At 69.1% G+C, this 16238-nt stretch carries 19 protein-coding genes; 10 read left to right on the top strand and 9 right to left on the bottom strand.

What is annotated here, in order from left to right:
• Positions 1 to 23: 23 nt before the first annotated feature.
• A complete protein-coding gene (gene pyrE, locus HQ312_RS13115; RefSeq protein ID WP_037186299.1) occupies positions 24 to 560 on the top strand; it encodes an orotate phosphoribosyltransferase in 537 nt (178 codons plus the stop codon).
• A 3-nt stretch (positions 561 to 563) separates the two neighbouring features.
• Here pyrE and thiD read toward each other — a convergent pair whose 3' ends face one another.
• The 4 genes from thiD to HQ312_RS13095 all read right to left on the bottom strand — a co-directional run bounded on the left by thiD (position 564) and on the right by HQ312_RS13095 (position 4793).
• Positions 564 to 1352 carry a bifunctional hydroxymethylpyrimidine kinase/phosphomethylpyrimidine kinase gene (gene thiD / locus HQ312_RS13110; RefSeq protein WP_222638858.1) on the bottom strand — a complete coding sequence of 263 codons (789 nt, stop codon included), beginning with the start codon at positions 1350 to 1352 and terminating at the stop codon, positions 564 to 566.
• Positions 1353 to 1427: 75 nt separating this feature from the next.
• Positions 1428 to 2903, bottom strand: a complete 1476-nt coding sequence (locus HQ312_RS13105) for a hypothetical protein (RefSeq protein ID WP_222638857.1) — start codon at positions 2901 to 2903, stop codon at positions 1428 to 1430.
• A gap of 205 nt (positions 2904 to 3108) precedes the next feature.
• Positions 3109 to 4350, bottom strand: a complete 1242-nt coding sequence (locus HQ312_RS13100) for an MFS transporter (protein ID WP_222638856.1) — start codon at positions 4348 to 4350, stop codon at positions 3109 to 3111.
• A complete protein-coding gene (locus tag HQ312_RS13095) occupies positions 4347 to 4793 on the bottom strand; it encodes a MarR family winged helix-turn-helix transcriptional regulator (protein WP_222638989.1) in 447 nt (148 codons plus the stop codon). The genes HQ312_RS13100 and HQ312_RS13095 overlap by 4 nt, the downstream gene beginning before the upstream one ends.
• Before the next feature lie 76 nt (positions 4794 to 4869).
• Here HQ312_RS13095 and HQ312_RS13090 point away from each other — a divergent pair, with 76 nt between their 5' ends.
• Positions 4870 to 5568, top strand: a complete 699-nt coding sequence (locus HQ312_RS13090) for a lysoplasmalogenase (protein WP_222638855.1) — start codon at positions 4870 to 4872, stop codon at positions 5566 to 5568.
• Here HQ312_RS13090 and HQ312_RS13085 read toward each other — a convergent pair.
• Together HQ312_RS13085 and HQ312_RS13080 are read right to left on the bottom strand one after the other, a co-directional pair.
• Positions 5489 to 5995, bottom strand: coding sequence for a methylated-DNA--[protein]-cysteine S-methyltransferase (locus HQ312_RS13085; protein WP_222626475.1), 507 nt, complete (start codon positions 5993 to 5995; stop codon positions 5489 to 5491). The genes HQ312_RS13090 and HQ312_RS13085 overlap by 80 nt on opposite strands.
• Complete coding sequence (locus tag HQ312_RS13080; RefSeq protein ID WP_222638854.1) at positions 5992 to 6402, bottom strand: hypothetical protein; 411 nt, start codon at positions 6400 to 6402, stop codon at positions 5992 to 5994. Before HQ312_RS13080 ends, HQ312_RS13085 begins: the two co-directional genes overlap by 4 nt.
• Positions 6403 to 6512: 110 nt before the next feature.
• Between HQ312_RS13080 and HQ312_RS13075 the strand changes: the two genes are divergently transcribed.
• From HQ312_RS13075 to HQ312_RS13065, 3 genes are read left to right on the top strand one after another with little or no spacing between them, the layout of a single operon-like run.
• Positions 6513 to 7301, top strand: a complete 789-nt coding sequence (locus HQ312_RS13075) for an SDR family oxidoreductase (protein ID WP_027506419.1) — start codon at positions 6513 to 6515, stop codon at positions 7299 to 7301.
• Position 7302: 1 nt separating this feature from the next.
• Positions 7303 to 7977: an RNA methyltransferase gene (locus tag HQ312_RS13070; RefSeq protein WP_056443675.1), complete on the top strand. Its 675-nt coding sequence runs from the start codon at positions 7303 to 7305 to the stop codon at positions 7975 to 7977.
• A 47-nt stretch (positions 7978 to 8024) separates the two neighbouring features.
• Complete coding sequence (locus HQ312_RS13065) at positions 8025 to 9122, top strand: glycoside hydrolase family 76 protein (RefSeq protein ID WP_222638853.1); 1098 nt, start codon at positions 8025 to 8027, stop codon at positions 9120 to 9122.
• A gap of 10 nt (positions 9123 to 9132) precedes the next feature.
• On the opposite strand, the gene HQ312_RS13060 is transcribed toward HQ312_RS13065, so the two are convergent.
• Positions 9133 to 9810, bottom strand: a complete 678-nt coding sequence (locus HQ312_RS13060; RefSeq protein ID WP_051613508.1) for a DedA family protein — start codon at positions 9808 to 9810, stop codon at positions 9133 to 9135.
• 15 nt (positions 9811 to 9825) lie between these two features.
• On the bottom strand, positions 9826 to 10659 hold the full coding sequence (locus HQ312_RS13055) for a VTT domain-containing protein (RefSeq protein ID WP_308123887.1): 834 nt from the start codon (positions 10657 to 10659) through the stop codon (positions 9826 to 9828).
• Between the two features lie 191 nt (positions 10660 to 10850).
• Between HQ312_RS13055 and fbaA the strand changes: the two genes are divergently transcribed.
• Positions 10851 to 11891 carry a class II fructose-bisphosphate aldolase gene (gene fbaA, locus HQ312_RS13050; RefSeq protein WP_027506415.1) on the top strand — a complete coding sequence of 347 codons (1041 nt, stop codon included), beginning with the start codon at positions 10851 to 10853 and terminating at the stop codon, positions 11889 to 11891.
• Between the two features lie 53 nt (positions 11892 to 11944).
• Here the strand turns inward: fbaA and HQ312_RS13045 are convergent, their stop codons facing one another.
• Positions 11945 to 12472, bottom strand: a complete 528-nt coding sequence (locus HQ312_RS13045; protein WP_222638852.1) for a hypothetical protein — start codon at positions 12470 to 12472, stop codon at positions 11945 to 11947.
• 57 nt (positions 12473 to 12529) lie between these two features.
• On the opposite strand from HQ312_RS13045, the gene HQ312_RS13040 reads away from it, so the two are divergent.
• The 4 genes from HQ312_RS13040 (at position 12530) to HQ312_RS13025 (ending at position 16200) form a co-directional block, all read left to right on the top strand.
• A complete protein-coding gene (locus HQ312_RS13040; RefSeq protein ID WP_027506413.1) occupies positions 12530 to 12946 on the top strand; it encodes a DUF3151 domain-containing protein in 417 nt (138 codons plus the stop codon).
• 10 nt (positions 12947 to 12956) lie between these two features.
• A complete protein-coding gene (locus HQ312_RS13035) occupies positions 12957 to 14129 on the top strand; it encodes an aromatic acid exporter family protein (protein ID WP_204869801.1) in 1173 nt (390 codons plus the stop codon).
• Positions 14130 to 14283: 154 nt separating this feature from the next.
• Positions 14284 to 15156 (top strand): type IV toxin-antitoxin system AbiEi family antitoxin, encoded by an 873-nt coding sequence (locus tag HQ312_RS13030; protein ID WP_222638851.1) that lies wholly within the window; start codon positions 14284 to 14286, stop codon positions 15154 to 15156.
• 129 nt (positions 15157 to 15285) lie between these two features.
• Complete coding sequence (locus tag HQ312_RS13025; RefSeq protein WP_222633144.1) at positions 15286 to 16200, top strand: cation diffusion facilitator family transporter; 915 nt, start codon at positions 15286 to 15288, stop codon at positions 16198 to 16200.
• Positions 16201 to 16238 lie beyond the last annotated feature (38 nt).

Here is a 16238-nt window from a genome sequence, read left to right as displayed (position 1 = left end):
CGCACCCGATAGATTCACTGCTCGTGGCAGCTACCGAGAAGTCCGAACTGGCAGAACTGGTCCGCGAGTTGGCCGTCGTGCACGGGAAGGTGACGCTGTCGTCGGGCACGGAAGCCGACTACTACGTCGACCTCCGCCGTGCGACACTGCACCACCGCGCCGGTGCGCTCATCGGGCAGCTCATGCGAGAACTGGTGTCGGACTGGGATTTCGACGCCGTGGGCGGACTCACCATGGGTGCCGACCCCGTCGCGTTGGCGGTGATGCACGCGCCGGGCCGTCCCATCGACGCGTTCGTCGTCCGCAAGGCGGCCAAGGCCCACGGCATGCAGCGCCAGATCGAGGGCCCGGACATCGTGGGCAAACGGGTCCTGGTCGTCGAGGACACCACCACCACCGGCAACTCCCCGCTCACGGCCGTCGCGGCTCTGCGTGACGCCGGTGCCGTCGTGGTGGGCGTCGCTACGGTGGTGGACCGCGCCACCGGCGCCGACGCGGTCATCGCGGCCGAGGGTCTCGAGTACCGGTCCCTCCTCGGTCTGGGCGACCTGAACCTCTGAGCTCTACTGCCAGCCGACGGCGGTGAAGGGCGCGTTCGTCGTCACGCGGCCGACGATGCCGGCGTGCGCGAAGTCCTTGGCCGTGGCCACCGCGTCCTGGACCGAGGAACCCTTCGCCAGCTCGGCGGTGATGGCGGCGGCGAAGATGCAGCCGGCTCCGGAGACGCGCTCCTCGCCGATCTTCGGCGCACGGAACACCGAGACGTCGGTACCGTCGAACAGGACGTCGACGGCCTCGTCGCCGGGCAGACCCGCGCCGCCCTTGACCACCACGTAGCGCGGTCCGAGGTCCGCGATGCGGCGGGCGGCCTCCGACAGATCGTCGACGGACTCGATCGAGTCCATTCCCGACAAGGTCTGCGCCTCGAAGAGATTGGGCGTGACGACGGTCGCGAGCGGGAGGATCTCGGCGCGCAGGGCGTTGTCCGTGTCCAGCGCCGCGCCCGGCTCCTGGCCCTTGCAGATGAGGACGGGATCCACGACGACGTGTCGCCACGGCTGCTGACGGAGCGACTCGGCGACGGTGGCAACGGTCTCGGGTGTGCCGAGCATGCCGATCTTCACGACGTCCAGTGAGTGGGCAGCCGTCGCCGCCTGGATCTGGTCGGCGATCACCGGTCCCGCGATGGGGACGAAACGGTGGCCCCACCCGGCCTTCGGATCGAACGAGACGATGCAGGTGATGGTGCCGACGCCGTAGACCCCGAGCCGCTCGAACGTCTTGAGGTCGGCCTGCAGGCCGGCGCCTCCCGTGGCTTCGGATCCGGCGATGACGTAGGCGAGTGTCGGCATGTCTTCATCATCCCAAAACGCCGAGAGCGCGTGGGTGCGGGGCCGAGAGAGCCCCCGCACCCACGCGCTCGGTCGTCAGGAGCGAGTGCCCTTGCGACGCGAGAGTGCGAACGCACCGACACCCGCGACGGCGACGACGGCCACGCCGGTGCCGATCGCGGCGACGGGCAGTCCGCCCTCGTCGTTCGAGGCACTCGCCTGATCCGACCCCGCGAGGCTCGACTCGGACGACACGAGACCGATCTCCGGCAGTTCGCCGGCGACGATGACGTTGCCCTCCTCGTCGTCGGTGAAGTAGTCGACCACCTTGAACGTGCGCGTCGGGCCGTCGACGTAGAAGCCGATGAGACGGATTCCGGAGGCGGTGACCTCGACCGTGGTGGAGTCGATGGTCGCGACCTCGACGTCCTCCTTCTTCTCGTCGCCGACCTCGACCGTGACGGTCTCCTTGGCGGCGTTCTCCGCGGCAGCCTCGTCGGCGGCCTTCTTGTCCGCGGCATCCTTCGCAGCTGCCTCGGCCTCGGCCTTCGCTGCTGCGGCGGCCTCGGCTGCTGCTGCCGCCTCGGCGTCACCGGCTGCTTCGAGCCGCTTCGCGTTCTCCTCGGCGACCGTGGCGGCCACCTGCGTCGTCGCTGCCTTGACGACAGCGGCGAAGAGCGTCGACGCCTTCGCGTACGCGGCCTGGATCGCCGTGGTGACCTTGGCGGCGTCGAGCGTCGCGAACGCGTCACCGACGGCCTTCAGCGACTCCTCGGCAGCCTTCGTGGCCTCCTCCGCGGCGGTGCGCGCGGCGGCTGCGGCCTCGGCCTTCGCATCGGCGTCCGCACGCGCGGACTCTGCCTCGGTCGGATCCGCGGCAGCGTCGCCCTCGAGCTCGTCGGCCTTGTCCTTCGCAGCGTCGGCCTCGGCCTGAGCGGCGTCCGCCTTGCTCTTCTCCTCGTCCGCTGCAGCCTTGGCGGCGTCCGCCTCTTCCTGCGCCTTGGCGGCGACACCGGCGGCGACGATGCTCTCCTGCTCGGCGACCGACGCCGATTCCTCGGCCTTGGATGCCTCGAGCTCGGCCTTCGCTTCGTCGACCTCGGCCTCGGCAGCGGCGTCGCCGCCCTGCGCTGCGGCGATGGCGTCGTCGAGGAATGCCTGCGCCTTTTTGATGGCGTCGACGGCGGCCTTGGTGGCGTCCTTGGCCACCTGCAGTGCCTTCTTCTCGTCCTCGGTCAGCTTCGCGTCGATGTCGACCTTGATGGAGGAGTTGCCCTCGTCGTCGACCACGACGGAACCGGTGACCTGCGGCAGCGGCCGGGCCGGGGGAGCGGTGGTGGGCACGGTGGTGACCGGCGGCGCATCCGTCGCCGAGGGAGCCTGCTCGGTGCTCGACGTGGCGGGAGCCTCGGTGGTGGTACTCGAGGAGGACTCGCTGCTCTCCGAGCTGTCCGGCGGATCCTGCTGGGCGACGGCCACGGCGGGTGCGGCGACAGCCAGCGACACGGCGAGCACGGCGCCTGCTGCAGCGAGCCGCGTCCTGCGGGCACGGGTGATGGACTTGTCCGACATGAATGGCCTTTCGATACCGAAGACGGCATTCCTGCCGTATCCGAGAAGCGGTGAAGAATGGTGTACGCGTCCCCCGACCGAACAGAACGTACCTTCCGGTCCGCCTAGACCTTTACTTCAGAGTTACTTCGTCATCGAAGTGTGACCTTTGGTGCAGATGGTGTTCATGCGGTGAATGTGACTGGTGTGATTCGGTTTTCCCTGGTCAGTCGCCGACGGTGAGCGCTGTCGCCTCGTCGACGCTGTGCGGTGCCGGGTCGTGGTCGTCGACGTGTGCGAGGACCTTCCGGCCGGTCGCCAGGACGCCGATGGCCAGGAAGGTGCAGGCGGCGCCCACCCAGAACGGCACGTGCACATTGGATTCACCGAGCTTGCCGGCGAGGTACGGGGCGGCAGCGCCGCCGGCGAACCGCACGAAGCTGTAGGCCGCCGAGGCGGTGGACCGTTCGACCGGCGCCGAGATCATGACGGTCTCGGTGATGAGGGTGTTGTTGACGCCGAGGAACAGTCCGGCAAGGACGACGCACACGATCAGAACCGGCTTGCTCTCCGTGAACAGAGCCATCGCGGCGAGGTCGGCGGCGAAGAGGAGCAGCGCGAGCATCATCATGTTCAGCGTCCCGAACCGGCGCTGCAGGCGCGGTGCGAGGAACACCGAGGCCACCGCGAGCGCGAGTCCCCAGCCGAAGAAGATGAAGCCGATCGCGTAGGTGCCGAGGTCGAGCGGGAACGGCGTGTAGGCGAGCAGGGTGAAGAATCCGTAGTTGTACAGCAGTGCCGTGATGCCGACCGTGAGCAGCCCGCGGTGCCGCAGTGCGCGGAAGGGGTCCGCGAGAGAGGTTCGGTGCGTGGGCTTCTCGCCCTCCGGCAGCATGACGACGAGCAGCACGACGGCCACGGCCATCAGGACGGCGACGCCGAAGAACGGGCCCCGCCAGCTGATGCTGCCCAGGACGCCGCCGACCAGTGGGCCGGTGGCGATGCCGATGCCCAGTGCGGCCTCGTACAGGATGATGGCCCGCGCGACGCCACCGCTCGCGGCGCCGACGATCGTCGCCAGGGCGGTCGCGATGAAGAGTGCGTTGCCCAGTCCCCAGCCGGCGCGGAATCCGACGATCTGGGTGATGGTGCTCGACGAGCCTGCGAGCGCGGCGAACACGATGATGATCGCGAGACCGGCCAGCAGTGTCTTCTTCGGGCCGAAGCGCGACGAGACGACGCCCGTGACGAGCATCGCCACGCCCGTCACCAGCATGTAGGACGTGAACAGGAGAGACACCTGCGACGGTGTCGCGTTCAACTGTTCGCCGATGGGCTTGAGAATGGGATCGACGAGGCCGATCCCCATGAAGGCGATGACACTGGCGAACGCCACTGCCCACACGGCCTTCGGTTGCTGCAGAAGGCTCGGCTGGGACGCGTCCTTCTTCTCCTCGATCGTCGTCACGGGTGTTCCTTTCGTGCTGTGTTCTTGAGTACCGAGCGCAGGTCGTCGAGGCCCTCGACGATGCGTCGGAGTTGGTCGGGATCGGGCTCGCCCAGGTGGCGGAGCAGTCCGTCGCCGATGGCGCGACGCGAGTCGGCGAGCCAGGTGCGTCCGCGGTCCGAGATCGACACGACCACGGCGCGGGAGTCGGTCGGATCCGTCATGCGGTCGACGAGACCGTTCTCGTGGAGCGTGCGCAGCAGGGCTGTCGCCGAGGGTTGCGAGCATCGGTCGAGGCGGGCGAACTCGCTGATCCGGATCGCGCCGTACTCGTCGAGCAGGGAGAGCGCGCGCGACCACGTACGGGGATGCTCCGCGGGCGCGACCGAGGCCGCGAGCCGGGTGAAGCGCGAGGTCGTGGTGACCAGTTCGGACAGCAGTGTCCGCAGTTCGTCGGTTCGCATCGCCGTGGTCTGCACTCCCTTAACGTTACATAAGCTAACTATCGAAATCCAGTGTGGGGTCGGTTACGGTGTCCGCATGCCGTCCGGGTCGTCCGCCACGCTGGTCCGCAGGGCCACGGCCCTGGCCTACGCCGTCGCTGCGGCGGGCACCATCGTCGGTGCCGCCACGCACCGACCCGTCGTGCAGACGGTGTGCAAGCCGCTCCTCATGCCGATTCTCGCGGTGCGATCCGGCGCCCACCGCTCGCCACTGCTGGCTGCGGGGCTCTCGGCGGCGACGCTCGGCGACGTCGCGATGATCGATCCGGACGACGATCGCCGGTTCACCGCGGGGGCGTCGTCGTTCGCCGTCATGCAGGGGTGCTGGTCGGTACTGTTGCATCGCAACGGTTCTCGCGCGCGGCCGCACCATGCTCTGCTTCGAGCGGCGGGATGGGCGGGCGGCGCCGTGCTGGCCACGAGACGCGCCCCGACCATTGCACCGATCTCCATGGCCTACGGCGTCGCCCTCGGTGCCATGTCCGTTCTCGGTGCGGACGGCGACACCCGTGCCGTCGTCGGATCGACGCTGTTCACCGTCTCCGACGGCATGGTGCTCGTGCGGCGGACCACGGCCGACGCGCGCCTGCGCGACGTCCTCGAGGTCGCGGTGCTCGCGACCTACATCGGCGCTCAGTACGCGCTCGTCGACTCCCTCACGGGAACAGTGTCGGGGTTCCCGACTCGAGATCGAGCAGCAGGCGTTTGCGCTCGACGCCGCCGGCGAAACCCGTGAGGCTGCCGGACATTCCGATGACGCGGTGGCACGGCACGACGATCGACAACGGGTTCCGGGCGTTGGCCGACGCCACCGCTCGCACCGAGGTGGGCCGGCCGACGGCGACTGCCAGAGCGGAGTACGTCCACGTCTCGCCGTAGGGGATCGTGCGGAGCGCGGCCCACACCTCGTTCTGGAATTCGGTGCCCACCGGGGCCAGCTCGAGATCGAAGCGGCGCCGCCGGCCGCCGAAGTACTCCGCCAACTGATCGCGGATCTCGTCGAACCCGTCCGCCCGGGCGGTGCCGATCCGGCCGGGAGCCGGTGCCGGACGGTGACCGGGAAAGTAGACGCCCGACAGCGCCGTCCCGGTGCGCACGACGGTGAGAGGACCCACCGGGGTGTCGAGAACGGTGTGGTGCCGGGTCGAGTCGGTCGGTGTCACAACCGGATCCGCGTCCGGTCGTCGGGATCGACGACGACGGGAACGGTCGCGCCGACCTCGTACCGAACGGACCCCGTGCGTCGGACAGTGCCCGGGTAGGACCCCGTCCCGGGCACGGTGATCGTGAGGTCGACCTCCGTCTCGGCTCCGACCTCCCGTACCTCGTCGACGACGGTCCACCCCTCGAGCCCGTGGTCGCGCATGCGGCGTTCGTCGGCGGTGGGGCGCCCGGCAGCCATCATCGCGAGTCCCAGTGCCGCGCCGAAGCCCGCGACCAGGGCAGCGATCTGATACGGAACGGTGCCGTCCGGGGCCTTGGGGAGCAGCACGAGCGCCCAGACCGCCAGCACGACGACGTAGATGGCGGTGACCACGGCCACCGCCCGACCCACTCTCTCGTGGTCCATCGACTCGGATCCCTCCCGTGAGCGCCTCCGAGGACGCCGGAAGCTACTCGGCGGTAAGTTTTCGGCTCACCGCTCTGTTGCAGCTCAGCCCGACCCTTTACTCTTCAGACATGTCTCAACCTACTGTCTTCATCACCGGCGCAGCAGCCGGCATCGGGCGGGCCACCGCACTCACGTTCGCCGCCGCCGGGTACCACGTCGGTGCGTACGACATCGACGAGACGGGACTGGCCTCTCTCGCGAAGGAGATCGCGGCGAAGGGCTCGACGTCGACGACGGGAATCCTCGACGTCACCGACACCGCACAGTTCACCGAGCGACTGAAGGAGTTCGACGAGGCGGCGGGCGGGCGACTCGACGTGCTCATCAACAACGCGGGCATCCTCATCGCGGGCCAGTTCGCCGAGCAGGCCATCGAGACGCACCGCAAGCAGTTCGACATCAACGTCGGCGGCGTGCTCAACGGTCTTCTCGAAGCGTTCCCGTACCTGAAGAAGACGCGCGGCGCCCAGGTGGTGAACCTGTGCTCCGCCTCCGCCATCTACGGCCAGCCCGAGCTCGCCACGTACGGCGCGACCAAGTTCGCGGTGCGCGGGCTCACCGAGGCGCTCGACCTCGAGTGGCACAAGCACGACATCGCCGTGAAGGCCATGTGGCCGCTCTTCGTGCAGACCGCCATGACCAAGGGGATCCAGACCGGTACCACCGGTTCGCTGGGCATCAAGTTGACCGCGCAGGACGTCGCCGACGCGATCTTCAAGTCGACGCAGCCCGCCAAGCGGATCTACCACAAGGTGCACTTCCCGGTGGGGCTCCCGTCCAAGGCGCTGTCCATGGGCTCGCGGTTCTCCCCGGTCTGGCTGACCCGCGAGGTCAACCGCCGTCTGTCGCATTCCTGAGTTGACCGAGAACGACCGCAGCGACGAGGCGGGTGCCACCGAGTGGGGTGAGCACCCGCGCGGCGTACCCGCCTGGGACGTCGAGCGTGACGGGCCTCGGCCCACCGATCCCCGCTACGACCCGGAACTCCTCGACGAGGGGGATCGGCGCAACGTCGTCGACGCGTACCGGTACTGGACGCGCGAGGCCATCGTCGCGGACCTGGACACGCGCCGGCATCCGATGCACGTGGCCATCGAGAACTTCGCGCACGACGCCAACATCGGGACGGTCGTCCGCACGGCCAACGCGTTCGGCGCCGCCGCGGTGCACATCGTCGGGCGTCGGCGTTGGAACCGTCGCGGTGCGATGGTCACCGACCGCTACCAACACATCGAGCACCACGCCGACGTCGGCGGACTGATGGCCTACGCCGCCGAGGCCGGTCTGACCGTCGTCGCCGTCGACAACGTGCCCGGGTCCGTCCCGCTCGAGACTGCCGTTCTCCCGCGGAATGCGCTGCTGCTCTTCGGTCAGGAGGGCCCGGGCGTGACCGACGACGCGCGCGCCGCCGCGTCGATGACGGTGTCCATCGCGCAGTTCGGCTCCACCCGCAGTATCAATGCCGGTGTCGCAGCCGGGATCACGATGCACGCCTGGATCCGGCAGCACGCGGATCCCGACCTGGCCTGGTGACCGTGCCCGACGGCTCCCGAGCCGAGGGGTACTGGCAGGATCGAATCATGCACGACACGTGGTCCTCCAGGGCGGACGCCGCCGAGGAGGCCGTCTTCTCTCGCCACGTCCGCCGTCTGTGGGGACTGCCGGGGACGGCTCTGGGTGTCGTGGCGTGGCCGCCGGTCCGACGGGAGCGGTTGTTCTTCCGCTGGCACTACTGGTGGCAGGCGCACCTCATCGACTGTGTGGTCGACGCCGAGGAGCGGGCGCCGTCGGCGCGCCGCCGACGACGGCTGGCCCGGATCGCGCGCACCCACCGGCTGCGCAACCTCACCGGCTGGACCAACTCGTACTACGACGACATGGCGTGGCTGGGGCTGTCCCTCGAGCGAGCGCAACGTCTGCACCTCGTCGACAATCGCACCGCGATCGCGGCCCTGGAGTCGGAGCTGTTCGACGCCTGGGATCCGGCGCACGGGGGCGGTATCCGCTGGTCCAGGAAGAGCGACTTCTTCAACGTGCCGGCCAACGGCCCGGCGGCGGTGCTGCTCGCACGGACCGGCAAGCTGTGGCGCGCCCAGGCCATGGCCGACTGGATCGACGCGACTCTCGTCGATCCGACGACCCATCTCGTGCTCGACGGCATCCACGCCGACGGCCGCGTCGAGACGCCGATCTACTCCTACTGCCAGGGCGTCGTGCTCGGCGCCGAGACCGAACTCGCGATCAGCCTCGGTGACGACAAGCACCGCGAGCGCGTGCATCGACTCGTCGCCGCCGTGCAGCAGCACCTCACGAAGGACGGCGTGATCATCGGCGGCGGGGGAGGGGACGGCGGCCTGTTCAACGGGATCCTCGCCCGGTACCTCGCACTGGTGGCGACGTCGTTGCCCGGAGACGACGACGAGGACCACGAGGCGCGCTCGGTCGCCGCCGACATCGTCCTGGCGTCGGCGGAGGCCGCGTGGGACAACTGCCTGTCCATCGAGGGCCTGCCGCTGTTCGGGAGCGACTGGTCCGCCATCGCCAAGCTGCCCTCGTTCGGTGCGTCGATCGCCCGGTTCAGCGCCGGCACCGTCACGTCGTCGTCCGTGCCGGAGCGCGACTTCTCCGTCCAGCTCGGCGGCTGGATGTTGATGGAGGCGGCGCACAGCCTCGGCTGAACGTCAGCCGTCAGAGATCGTGCACTTCGGTGGTCTCCACCGGCTTCTTCATCTCCTTGCGGTACTGGTACAGACCGAAGATGGTGCCGACCACGATCGAGACGATCATCAGCGTGAGCACGGTGGGGAACAGCCACGACACCTTGTCGAGCACCGCTCCGAAGTAGAAGCCGATCAGCAGCAGCACGGGTGCCCAGATGAGCGCACCCAGCGTGCTGGCGATGGTGTAGCGGCGGTGGTTCATCCCACCGGCACCGGCGACCATCGGGCACAGGGTCCGCACCCACGGGATCCAGCGCGCGACGAGCACCGCCCAGAAGCCGTGCTTCTCGAGAAGTCGGTTGACCTTCTCCAGATTCGCGGTGTTGACGTACTTGCCGTTCTTGCGCGCCACGAGGCGATGACCGGTGCGTTTACCGATCATGTACCCCACCTGATTACCGGCGATGGCGGCCAGGAACGCGCCCGCGGACAGCGCCCACACGTGCGAGGTGCCCGAGGCGTGGGCGGCCAGTCCGATGCCGGCGGTGATCAGCAGCGAGTCGCCGGGAAGGAAGAGGCCCACGATGACGGCGCACTCGAGGAACACGAAGGACACCACGATGAGCCAGACCAGGGTGGGCCCGGCCGATTCGAGGAATCCCATCGCGCCGCCTTCGGCGAGCACGGTGCTACCGGCGAGAAGCATGAACGGGGGACCGATCTACGAGGACGAGTCGCGCGGAGCGGGCTCGGTGCGCTGGACGGGCTCGGACCACTGAGCTGGTTCCGACCGCTGAGCAGTGTCCGACCTCTGGGCCGGCTCGGACCACTTGGACGGCTCGATCTTGCCGTCGATCTTGCCGTCGAACGCGTCGACGGCCTCACCGAGCGGGGTGCGGCGCGAGGAGACGATCCGCTTGCCGACCTCCCAGGCGATGGGCAGGACGGAGACGGCGACGATGAGCAGGAAGATGATGTCGACGTTGTCGCGGATGACGGCGATCTGGCCCAGCAGGTAGCCGAGCAGCGTGACGCCCGAGCCCCAGACGATGCCGCCGACGACGTTGTAGGTGATGAATGTGCGGTAGCGCATGCCCGAGGCGCCGGCCACGACCGGCGCGAACGTACGCACGATGGGCACGAAGCGCGCCAGGAAGATGGTGATGGGACCGTGCTTCTCGAAGAACGCGTGCGACTCGTCGATGTAGCGCTTCTTGAGGAAGCGGGCGTCGTCCGTGAACAGGCCCGTGCCGGCCTTCTTGCCGATCAGATATCCCGCCTGATCACCCAGCACCGCGGCGATCGGAATGGTCACCAACAGCACCCACAGCGGCGCGAACGGCTCGATCTCCGCGCTCTTAGACGCGGCGATCAGACCGGCCGTGAACAGCAGCGAATCGCCTGGGAGCAGCGGGAACAGCAGGCCCGACTCGATGAACACCACCAGCAGCAGACCGACCAGGACCCAGGTGCCGAACGAGTTCAGCAGGTTGACGGGATCGAGGAACCCCGGCAGCAGGGCGAGGTCGGTCACGGAGGCGGCCACGGTAGTCACAAGCGCCCACAGTACCGGCGAGAGCAGCCGATACCCGCACGCCGAGTGGCGGGTAGTACAACTCACGAGCAACTCTCAGCAACTACCGGCGAGTAGATCGGGCAGGGCGCGACCGGCGTCACCTCGGTTGACATACTGCTAGTGACCGCACCTGATCGGGTGCCCCGTTCGCTCACCGTGGAGGTTTCTTCGTGCCGATCGCAACTCCCGAGGTGTACGCCGAGATGCTCGGCCGCGCCAAGGAACACAAGTTCGCTTTTCCCGCCATCAACTGCGTGGGATCCGAGTCCGTCAACGCGGCCATCAAGGGCTTCGCCGACGCGGGCAGCGACGGCATCATCCAGTTTTCCACCGGTGGCGCGGAGTTCGCGTCCGGCCTCGGTGTGAAGGACATGGTCACCGGCGCCGTCGCGCTCGCCGAGTTCGCCCACGTCGTCGCCGCGAAGTACGACGTCACCATCGCGCTGCACACCGACCATTGCCCCAAGGACAAGCTGGACACCTACGTGCGTCCGCTCCTCGCGGTGTCGCAGGAGCGCGTCGACGCCGGGAAGAACCCCCTCTTCCAGTCGCACATGTGGGACGGCTCCGCGGTGCCGATCGACGAGAACCTCGAGATCGCCAAGGATCTGCTGGCCCGGGCCGCCGCGGCGCGCATCATCCTGGAGATCGAGATCGGCGTGGTCGGCGGCGAGGAGGACGGCGTCGAGGCGGAGATCAACGACAAGCTGTACACCTCGAACGAGGACTTCCTGAAGACGGTCGAGGCGCTCGGTGCCGGCGATGCCGGATCGCGCTACCTGTTGGCCGCGACGTTCGGCAACGTCCACGGCGTCTACAAGCCGGGCAACGTCAAGCTCAAGCCGTCGGTGCTCGCGGACGGCCAGCGCGTCGCCACCGAGAAGCTCGGACTCGCTGCCGGCTCCAAGCCCTTCGACTTCGTCTTCCACGGCGGCTCGGGCTCGGCCAAGAGTGAGATCGAGGAGGCCCTCGAGTACGGCGTCGTGAAGATGAACGTCGACACCGACACCCAGTACGCGTTCAGTCGGCCCATCGCCGGCCACTTCTTCAGCAACTACGACGGCGTGCTGAAGGTCGACGGCGAGGTGGGTAACAAGAAGGCCTACGACCCGCGCAGCTACCTCAAGAAGGCCGAGGCCGGTATGACGGCGCGCGTCGTCGAGGCGTGCAACGACCTGAAGTCCGCCGGTCGGAGTGTGTCAGCGGGCTGACGCCCGTGCGCCTCTTGCGCATCCCCGGATGCGCAAGAGGCGCACGAGCGCGGTCAGGCGCAGACCTTCCAGGTCTCGCCGTCCAGCGCGAGGTCGAACGTGCGCGCCGAGGGCTCCGCGCCCTCGGTGCGCGCGGTGACCTGTGCGATCGCCGTCGTCTGATCCGGCGGTTCCGCTTCGGTGATCTGAATGGTGTCGACGCTCTGTACCACCGGCACCGTTCCGGATGCGACGGCGGCGTCGTGCGTCGCGGCGAAGTCGGCCTCGGAGATGCCGCCGTAGAAGGACGCCAGCGCGCCGCACGTGACGCCGCGCAGAGCGGTCAGGTCGCCGTCACGCAACGCCGTGGTGAAGGTGTCGATCGAGGTGCGGATCTTCTCGTCGTCGCTCGGACCCGTGACGCTCGTGCCGCCCCGCAGCAGTGCGAACGCCACGACACCCGCGATCGCCAGCAGGGCCACGAGGGCCGCCGCGATCCACGGTCCGCGCCGCCGTCCACCGGAGCGTGTCGACACCTTCTTCGGTGCGGCGCTGGGTTCGATGCGGCGCGGTGCGGCGGGGCGCGAGTTATCCGGGGACACGCGTGCACCTTATCCAGCGCCCGACGTCTCCCGCGCGCTCCGTGGGAGACTGTCGTCATGACTTCCTTCGGTGATCTCCTCGGTCCCCAGCCCACCCTGCTGCCCGGCGACGACGAGGCCGAGTCCGCTCTGCTGAACCACACGGCCCCCGAGGAGGTGGCCGCGGCGCACCCCACCGCGTCGATCGCGTGGGCCTACCTCGCCGAGGCCGCCCTGTCCGACGGCCGCACCATCACCGCGTACGCCTACGCACGCACCGGCTACCACCGCGGGCTCGACCAGCTGCGTCGCAACGGCTGGAAGGGCTTCGGACCCGTGCCGTACAGCCACGAGCCCAACCGCGGCTTCCTGCGCTGCGTGGCCGTCCTGGCCCGCGCCGCGCAGTCGATCGGGGAGACGGACGAGTACGCCCGCTGCCTCGACCTGCTCGAGGACTGCGATCCGCGCGCCGCGGACGAACTCGGCGTCGGCTAGCACCAGCTTGATGGGCCGATTCGGGAGCTACCCACGATTCACGGCCCCGCATCTCGGCCTGCGCACCCGCGGCTCCGCGCGGATCGACGCCTCGTTGCGGCGACTGAGTGTCTCCGGGTTGCCGATCATCCAGTGCGCGCTCGCCGCGGGCATCGCGTGGTTCGTGGCGACGGACGTCGTCGGGCACGTCACGCCCTTCTTCGCACCGATCGCGGCCGTCGTCTCGCTCGGTGTGTCCCTCGGGGCGCGGATGCGACGCTCGGCCGAACTCGTCGTCGGCGTCACGGTCGGTATCGGTGTCGGTGACGCGATCATCGCCCTCATCGGGACCGGACCGTGGCAGATCGCCCTGGTCGTCGCGCTCGCGATGTCGACCGCCGTCTTCCTCGACAGCGGCGCCATCATCGCGATGCAGGCGGGATCGTCGGCCGTGCTGGTGGCGACGCTCATCCCGCCGGGCAACGCCGGCGGACTCAACCGCATGGTCGACGCGTTGATCGGCGGTCTGGTGGGACTCGCCGTCGTCGCCGTCGTGCCGACGCACCCCGTGCGCCGCGCACGCAAGGACGCGGCCACCGTCATCGCCACGTCGGGCCGGGTACTGCAACTCGTCGCGGACGGTCTCCTGGCCAACGACGCGGAACCGATCGCCAAGGCACTGAAGGCTGCGCGCGCCACACAACCGGCCATCGACGCGATGCGCACCGATCTCAAGGGCGGGCGCGAGATCAGCCGCATCTCCCCGCTGTACTGGAACAGCAAGCAGCGCCTGGCCGAGCTGGCAGCGACGGCGGATCCGCTGGACAACGCGGTGCGCAACATCCGGGTTCTCGCCAGGCGCTCCCTGTCCCTGGTGCGCGACGACGAAATTCTCGACCCCCGACTGGTCGACCTCGTCGAGAAGCTCGCGCAGGCCACCGAGGTGGTGCGGAAGATGATGCTCGCTGATCCCGGCGAGCAACCCGACCGAGCAGAGGCAGCGCGGGTTCTCCGGCACGTGGCGGTCGGTGCGAAGGCGGAGCTCATGCAGGACGCCGGCCTGTCCGCGGTGGTGGTGCTCGCGCAGATCCGGTCCATCGTCGTCGACCTGCTCCAGGTGGCGGGGCTCTCGCGTATCTCCGCGCTGGCGACCCTGCCCCCGACCGTCGACCACCCCGCCGTGCCGCCGGAGCTCGATTACTAGGGTTCCCGCTGCCGTTCCATGTTCCCGCGGAAGCTGCAACCCCTCCTCGAGTACGGAAGCCCTGCGGGAGCTGCCGGTACACAGGACGAGGGTGCTCCACAGGCGGGCGCCAGGAAGGCGTGTCCCCGTCCGCGCGTGATCGACACTCACCGCCATGGACCTGCACCGCCGCGCGACCGGTGACGTGACAGATGCGGCGCTGCGCGGTCTGGTGAGGCGCGGCGAACTGGTCCGCGTGAGCCGCGGTTCCCACGGCCCCGGCTCGGAGTGGGCGTCGGCATCACCAGACGAGCGCTACCGCCTGCGCGTGCTCGGAGTCATGGCGGGACGCACCGCGGTGGCCGTCGCCAGTCACGAGTCTGCGGCGGCGCTGCATCGGCTCCCCCTTCTCGCTCCCGACCGAGACCGGGTGCACGTGAGCGTCGACGGTCGAGGAGGTGGTGCGTCGACGAGGAGGGTCGCCGAGCACCGGGTGCCGCTGTCCCCGCTGGACGTCACCACCGTCGACGGTGTGCAGGTCACGACGCCGACGCGGACGGCGCTCGACATCGCGTGCACGGTGGGACTCGATCGTGCGCTGTGCGCTGTCGAGTCCGCACTCCGCACGGAGGCGCCGGATCTGCAGGAGTGCCTCGCACGGCTCGGGCGCCGTCGCGGCATCGCCACCGCCCGCCGCGCGGTGGACCTCGCGAGCCCTCTCACCGAGAGCATCGGCGAATCGTGGAGCCGAGCCCTGATGATGCAGTGGCCCGAGATTGCCTCGCCGAGGCTGCAGCATCGCTTCCTCGACGATCGTGGTCGCATCGTGGCCCGCACCGATTTCGACTGGGACGGTCGGCTGGTGGGCGAGTTCGACGGGCTGATGAAGTATCGCGGCGGAGCACAGTCGGTGATCGACGAGAAGCTGCGCGAGGACGCCCTCCGCGCGCTCGGCTGCCATGTGGTGCGGTGGACGTGGGACGACCTGCGTCATCCCGAACGGCTACGGCGTCTGCTCGCGGCCGGGATGGCCATCGCGTTCCGCTGACGCCGGAGGTCTCTGGGTTCCCGCAGCCGTTCCGTGTTCCCGCGGAGGCTGCAACCCCTCCTCGAGTACGGAAGCCCCGCGGGAAGCGTGACTCACCATATGCACACATTCGCATGTATGGTCTCGATCATGGGAGCGGGGCACGGACATGCGCACACACCGGCGGCTGGTGAGGCCGGCACCGGGCGGCTGCGACGCATGGGGATCGCGTGGTTCGTGCTCGTCGCGTTCTTCGCCCTCGAGCTGACCGTCGGCCTGATCATCAATTCGCTGGGCCTGCTCGCCGATGCCGGGCACATGCTCACCGACATCATCGGCATGTCGATGGGCCTCGTCGCGCTCACGATGGCCCGGCGCGGATCGAGTTCCGCTGCACGGACATTCGGGTGGCACCGGGCCGAGGTCCTCACCGCTGTCGCCAACGCGGTACTGCTGCTCGGGGTCGCGGTCTTCATCTTCGTCGAGGCGATCCGCCGCATCGGGGACCAGCCGGACATCCCGGGCCTCGCGATGGTGCTGACGGCCGCCGCGGGACTCGTCGCCAACATCGTCGTCATGCTGCTCATCCGCGCCGACGCGAAGGACTCCATCGCGGTACGCGGGGCCTATCTCGAGGTGCTCGCGGACACCGTGGGCAGCGTCGGGGTGCTCGTCGCCGGTGTGCTGCTCCTGGCGTTCGACTGGACGTGGGCGGACATCGTCGTGGGTATCGCCATCTCGCTGTGGGTGGTGCCGCGGGCACTCTCGCTCGCCGGCCAGTCGTTGCGCATCCTCACGCAGGCCAGCCCGTCGTCGGTGGACATCGGTGCGCTCGAGGCCGATCTGCGGGCGCTGCCCGGAGTCGTCGACGTCCACGACCTGCACGTCTGGACCCTCACCACCGGCATGGACGTCGCCACGGTGCACATCACGTCGGACGGTTCCGGATCGGTGATGCTGGCCCGCGGGAAGGAAGTGCTCTCGGCCTACGGCCTGGACCACGCCACCGTGCAGGTCGAGCCCGCGGTGCACGGTGCCACCTGCCGCGACGAGCTCACCTGGTAGCAGGCCGGCCGGGATGGTGACAGGCATCGGAACACCTG

The organism is Rhodococcus sp. BP-316 (genome assembly GCF_019836105.1).
Classification (GTDB): domain Bacteria; phylum Actinomycetota; class Actinomycetes; order Mycobacteriales; family Mycobacteriaceae; genus Rhodococcoides.
The sequence above is the reverse complement of the archived record's forward strand: the minus strand, read 5'-3'. Positions and strand labels throughout refer to the sequence as shown.

Excerpts from the sequence above, each read along its gene's own strand:
- thiD (WP_222638858.1), bottom strand. The coding sequence starts at position 1,352 with ATGCCGACACTCGCCTACGTCATCGCCGGATCCGAAGCCACGGGAGGC.
- HQ312_RS13105 (WP_222638857.1), bottom strand. The coding sequence starts at position 2,903 with ATGTCGGACAAGTCCATCACCCGTGCCCGCAGGACGCGGCTCGCTGCA.
- HQ312_RS13095 (WP_222638989.1), bottom strand. The coding sequence starts at position 4,793 with ATGCGAACCGACGAACTGCGGACACTGCTGTCCGAACTGGTCACCACG.
- HQ312_RS13090 (WP_222638855.1), top strand. The coding sequence starts at position 4,870 with ATGCCGTCCGGGTCGTCCGCCACGCTGGTCCGCAGGGCCACGGCCCTG.
- HQ312_RS13080 (WP_222638854.1), bottom strand. The coding sequence starts at position 6,402 with ATGGACCACGAGAGAGTGGGTCGGGCGGTGGCCGTGGTCACCGCCATC.
- HQ312_RS13075 (WP_027506419.1), top strand. The coding sequence starts at position 6,513 with ATGTCTCAACCTACTGTCTTCATCACCGGCGCAGCAGCCGGCATCGGG.
- HQ312_RS13065 (WP_222638853.1), top strand. The coding sequence starts at position 8,025 with ATGCACGACACGTGGTCCTCCAGGGCGGACGCCGCCGAGGAGGCCGTC.
- HQ312_RS13060 (WP_051613508.1), bottom strand. The coding sequence starts at position 9,810 with ATGCTTCTCGCCGGTAGCACCGTGCTCGCCGAAGGCGGCGCGATGGGA.
- HQ312_RS13040 (WP_027506413.1), top strand. The coding sequence starts at position 12,530 with ATGACTTCCTTCGGTGATCTCCTCGGTCCCCAGCCCACCCTGCTGCCC.
- HQ312_RS13035 (WP_204869801.1), top strand. The coding sequence starts at position 12,957 with ATGGGCCGATTCGGGAGCTACCCACGATTCACGGCCCCGCATCTCGGC.
- HQ312_RS13030 (WP_222638851.1), top strand. The coding sequence starts at position 14,284 with ATGGACCTGCACCGCCGCGCGACCGGTGACGTGACAGATGCGGCGCTG.
- HQ312_RS13025 (WP_222633144.1), top strand. The coding sequence starts at position 15,286 with ATGGGAGCGGGGCACGGACATGCGCACACACCGGCGGCTGGTGAGGCC.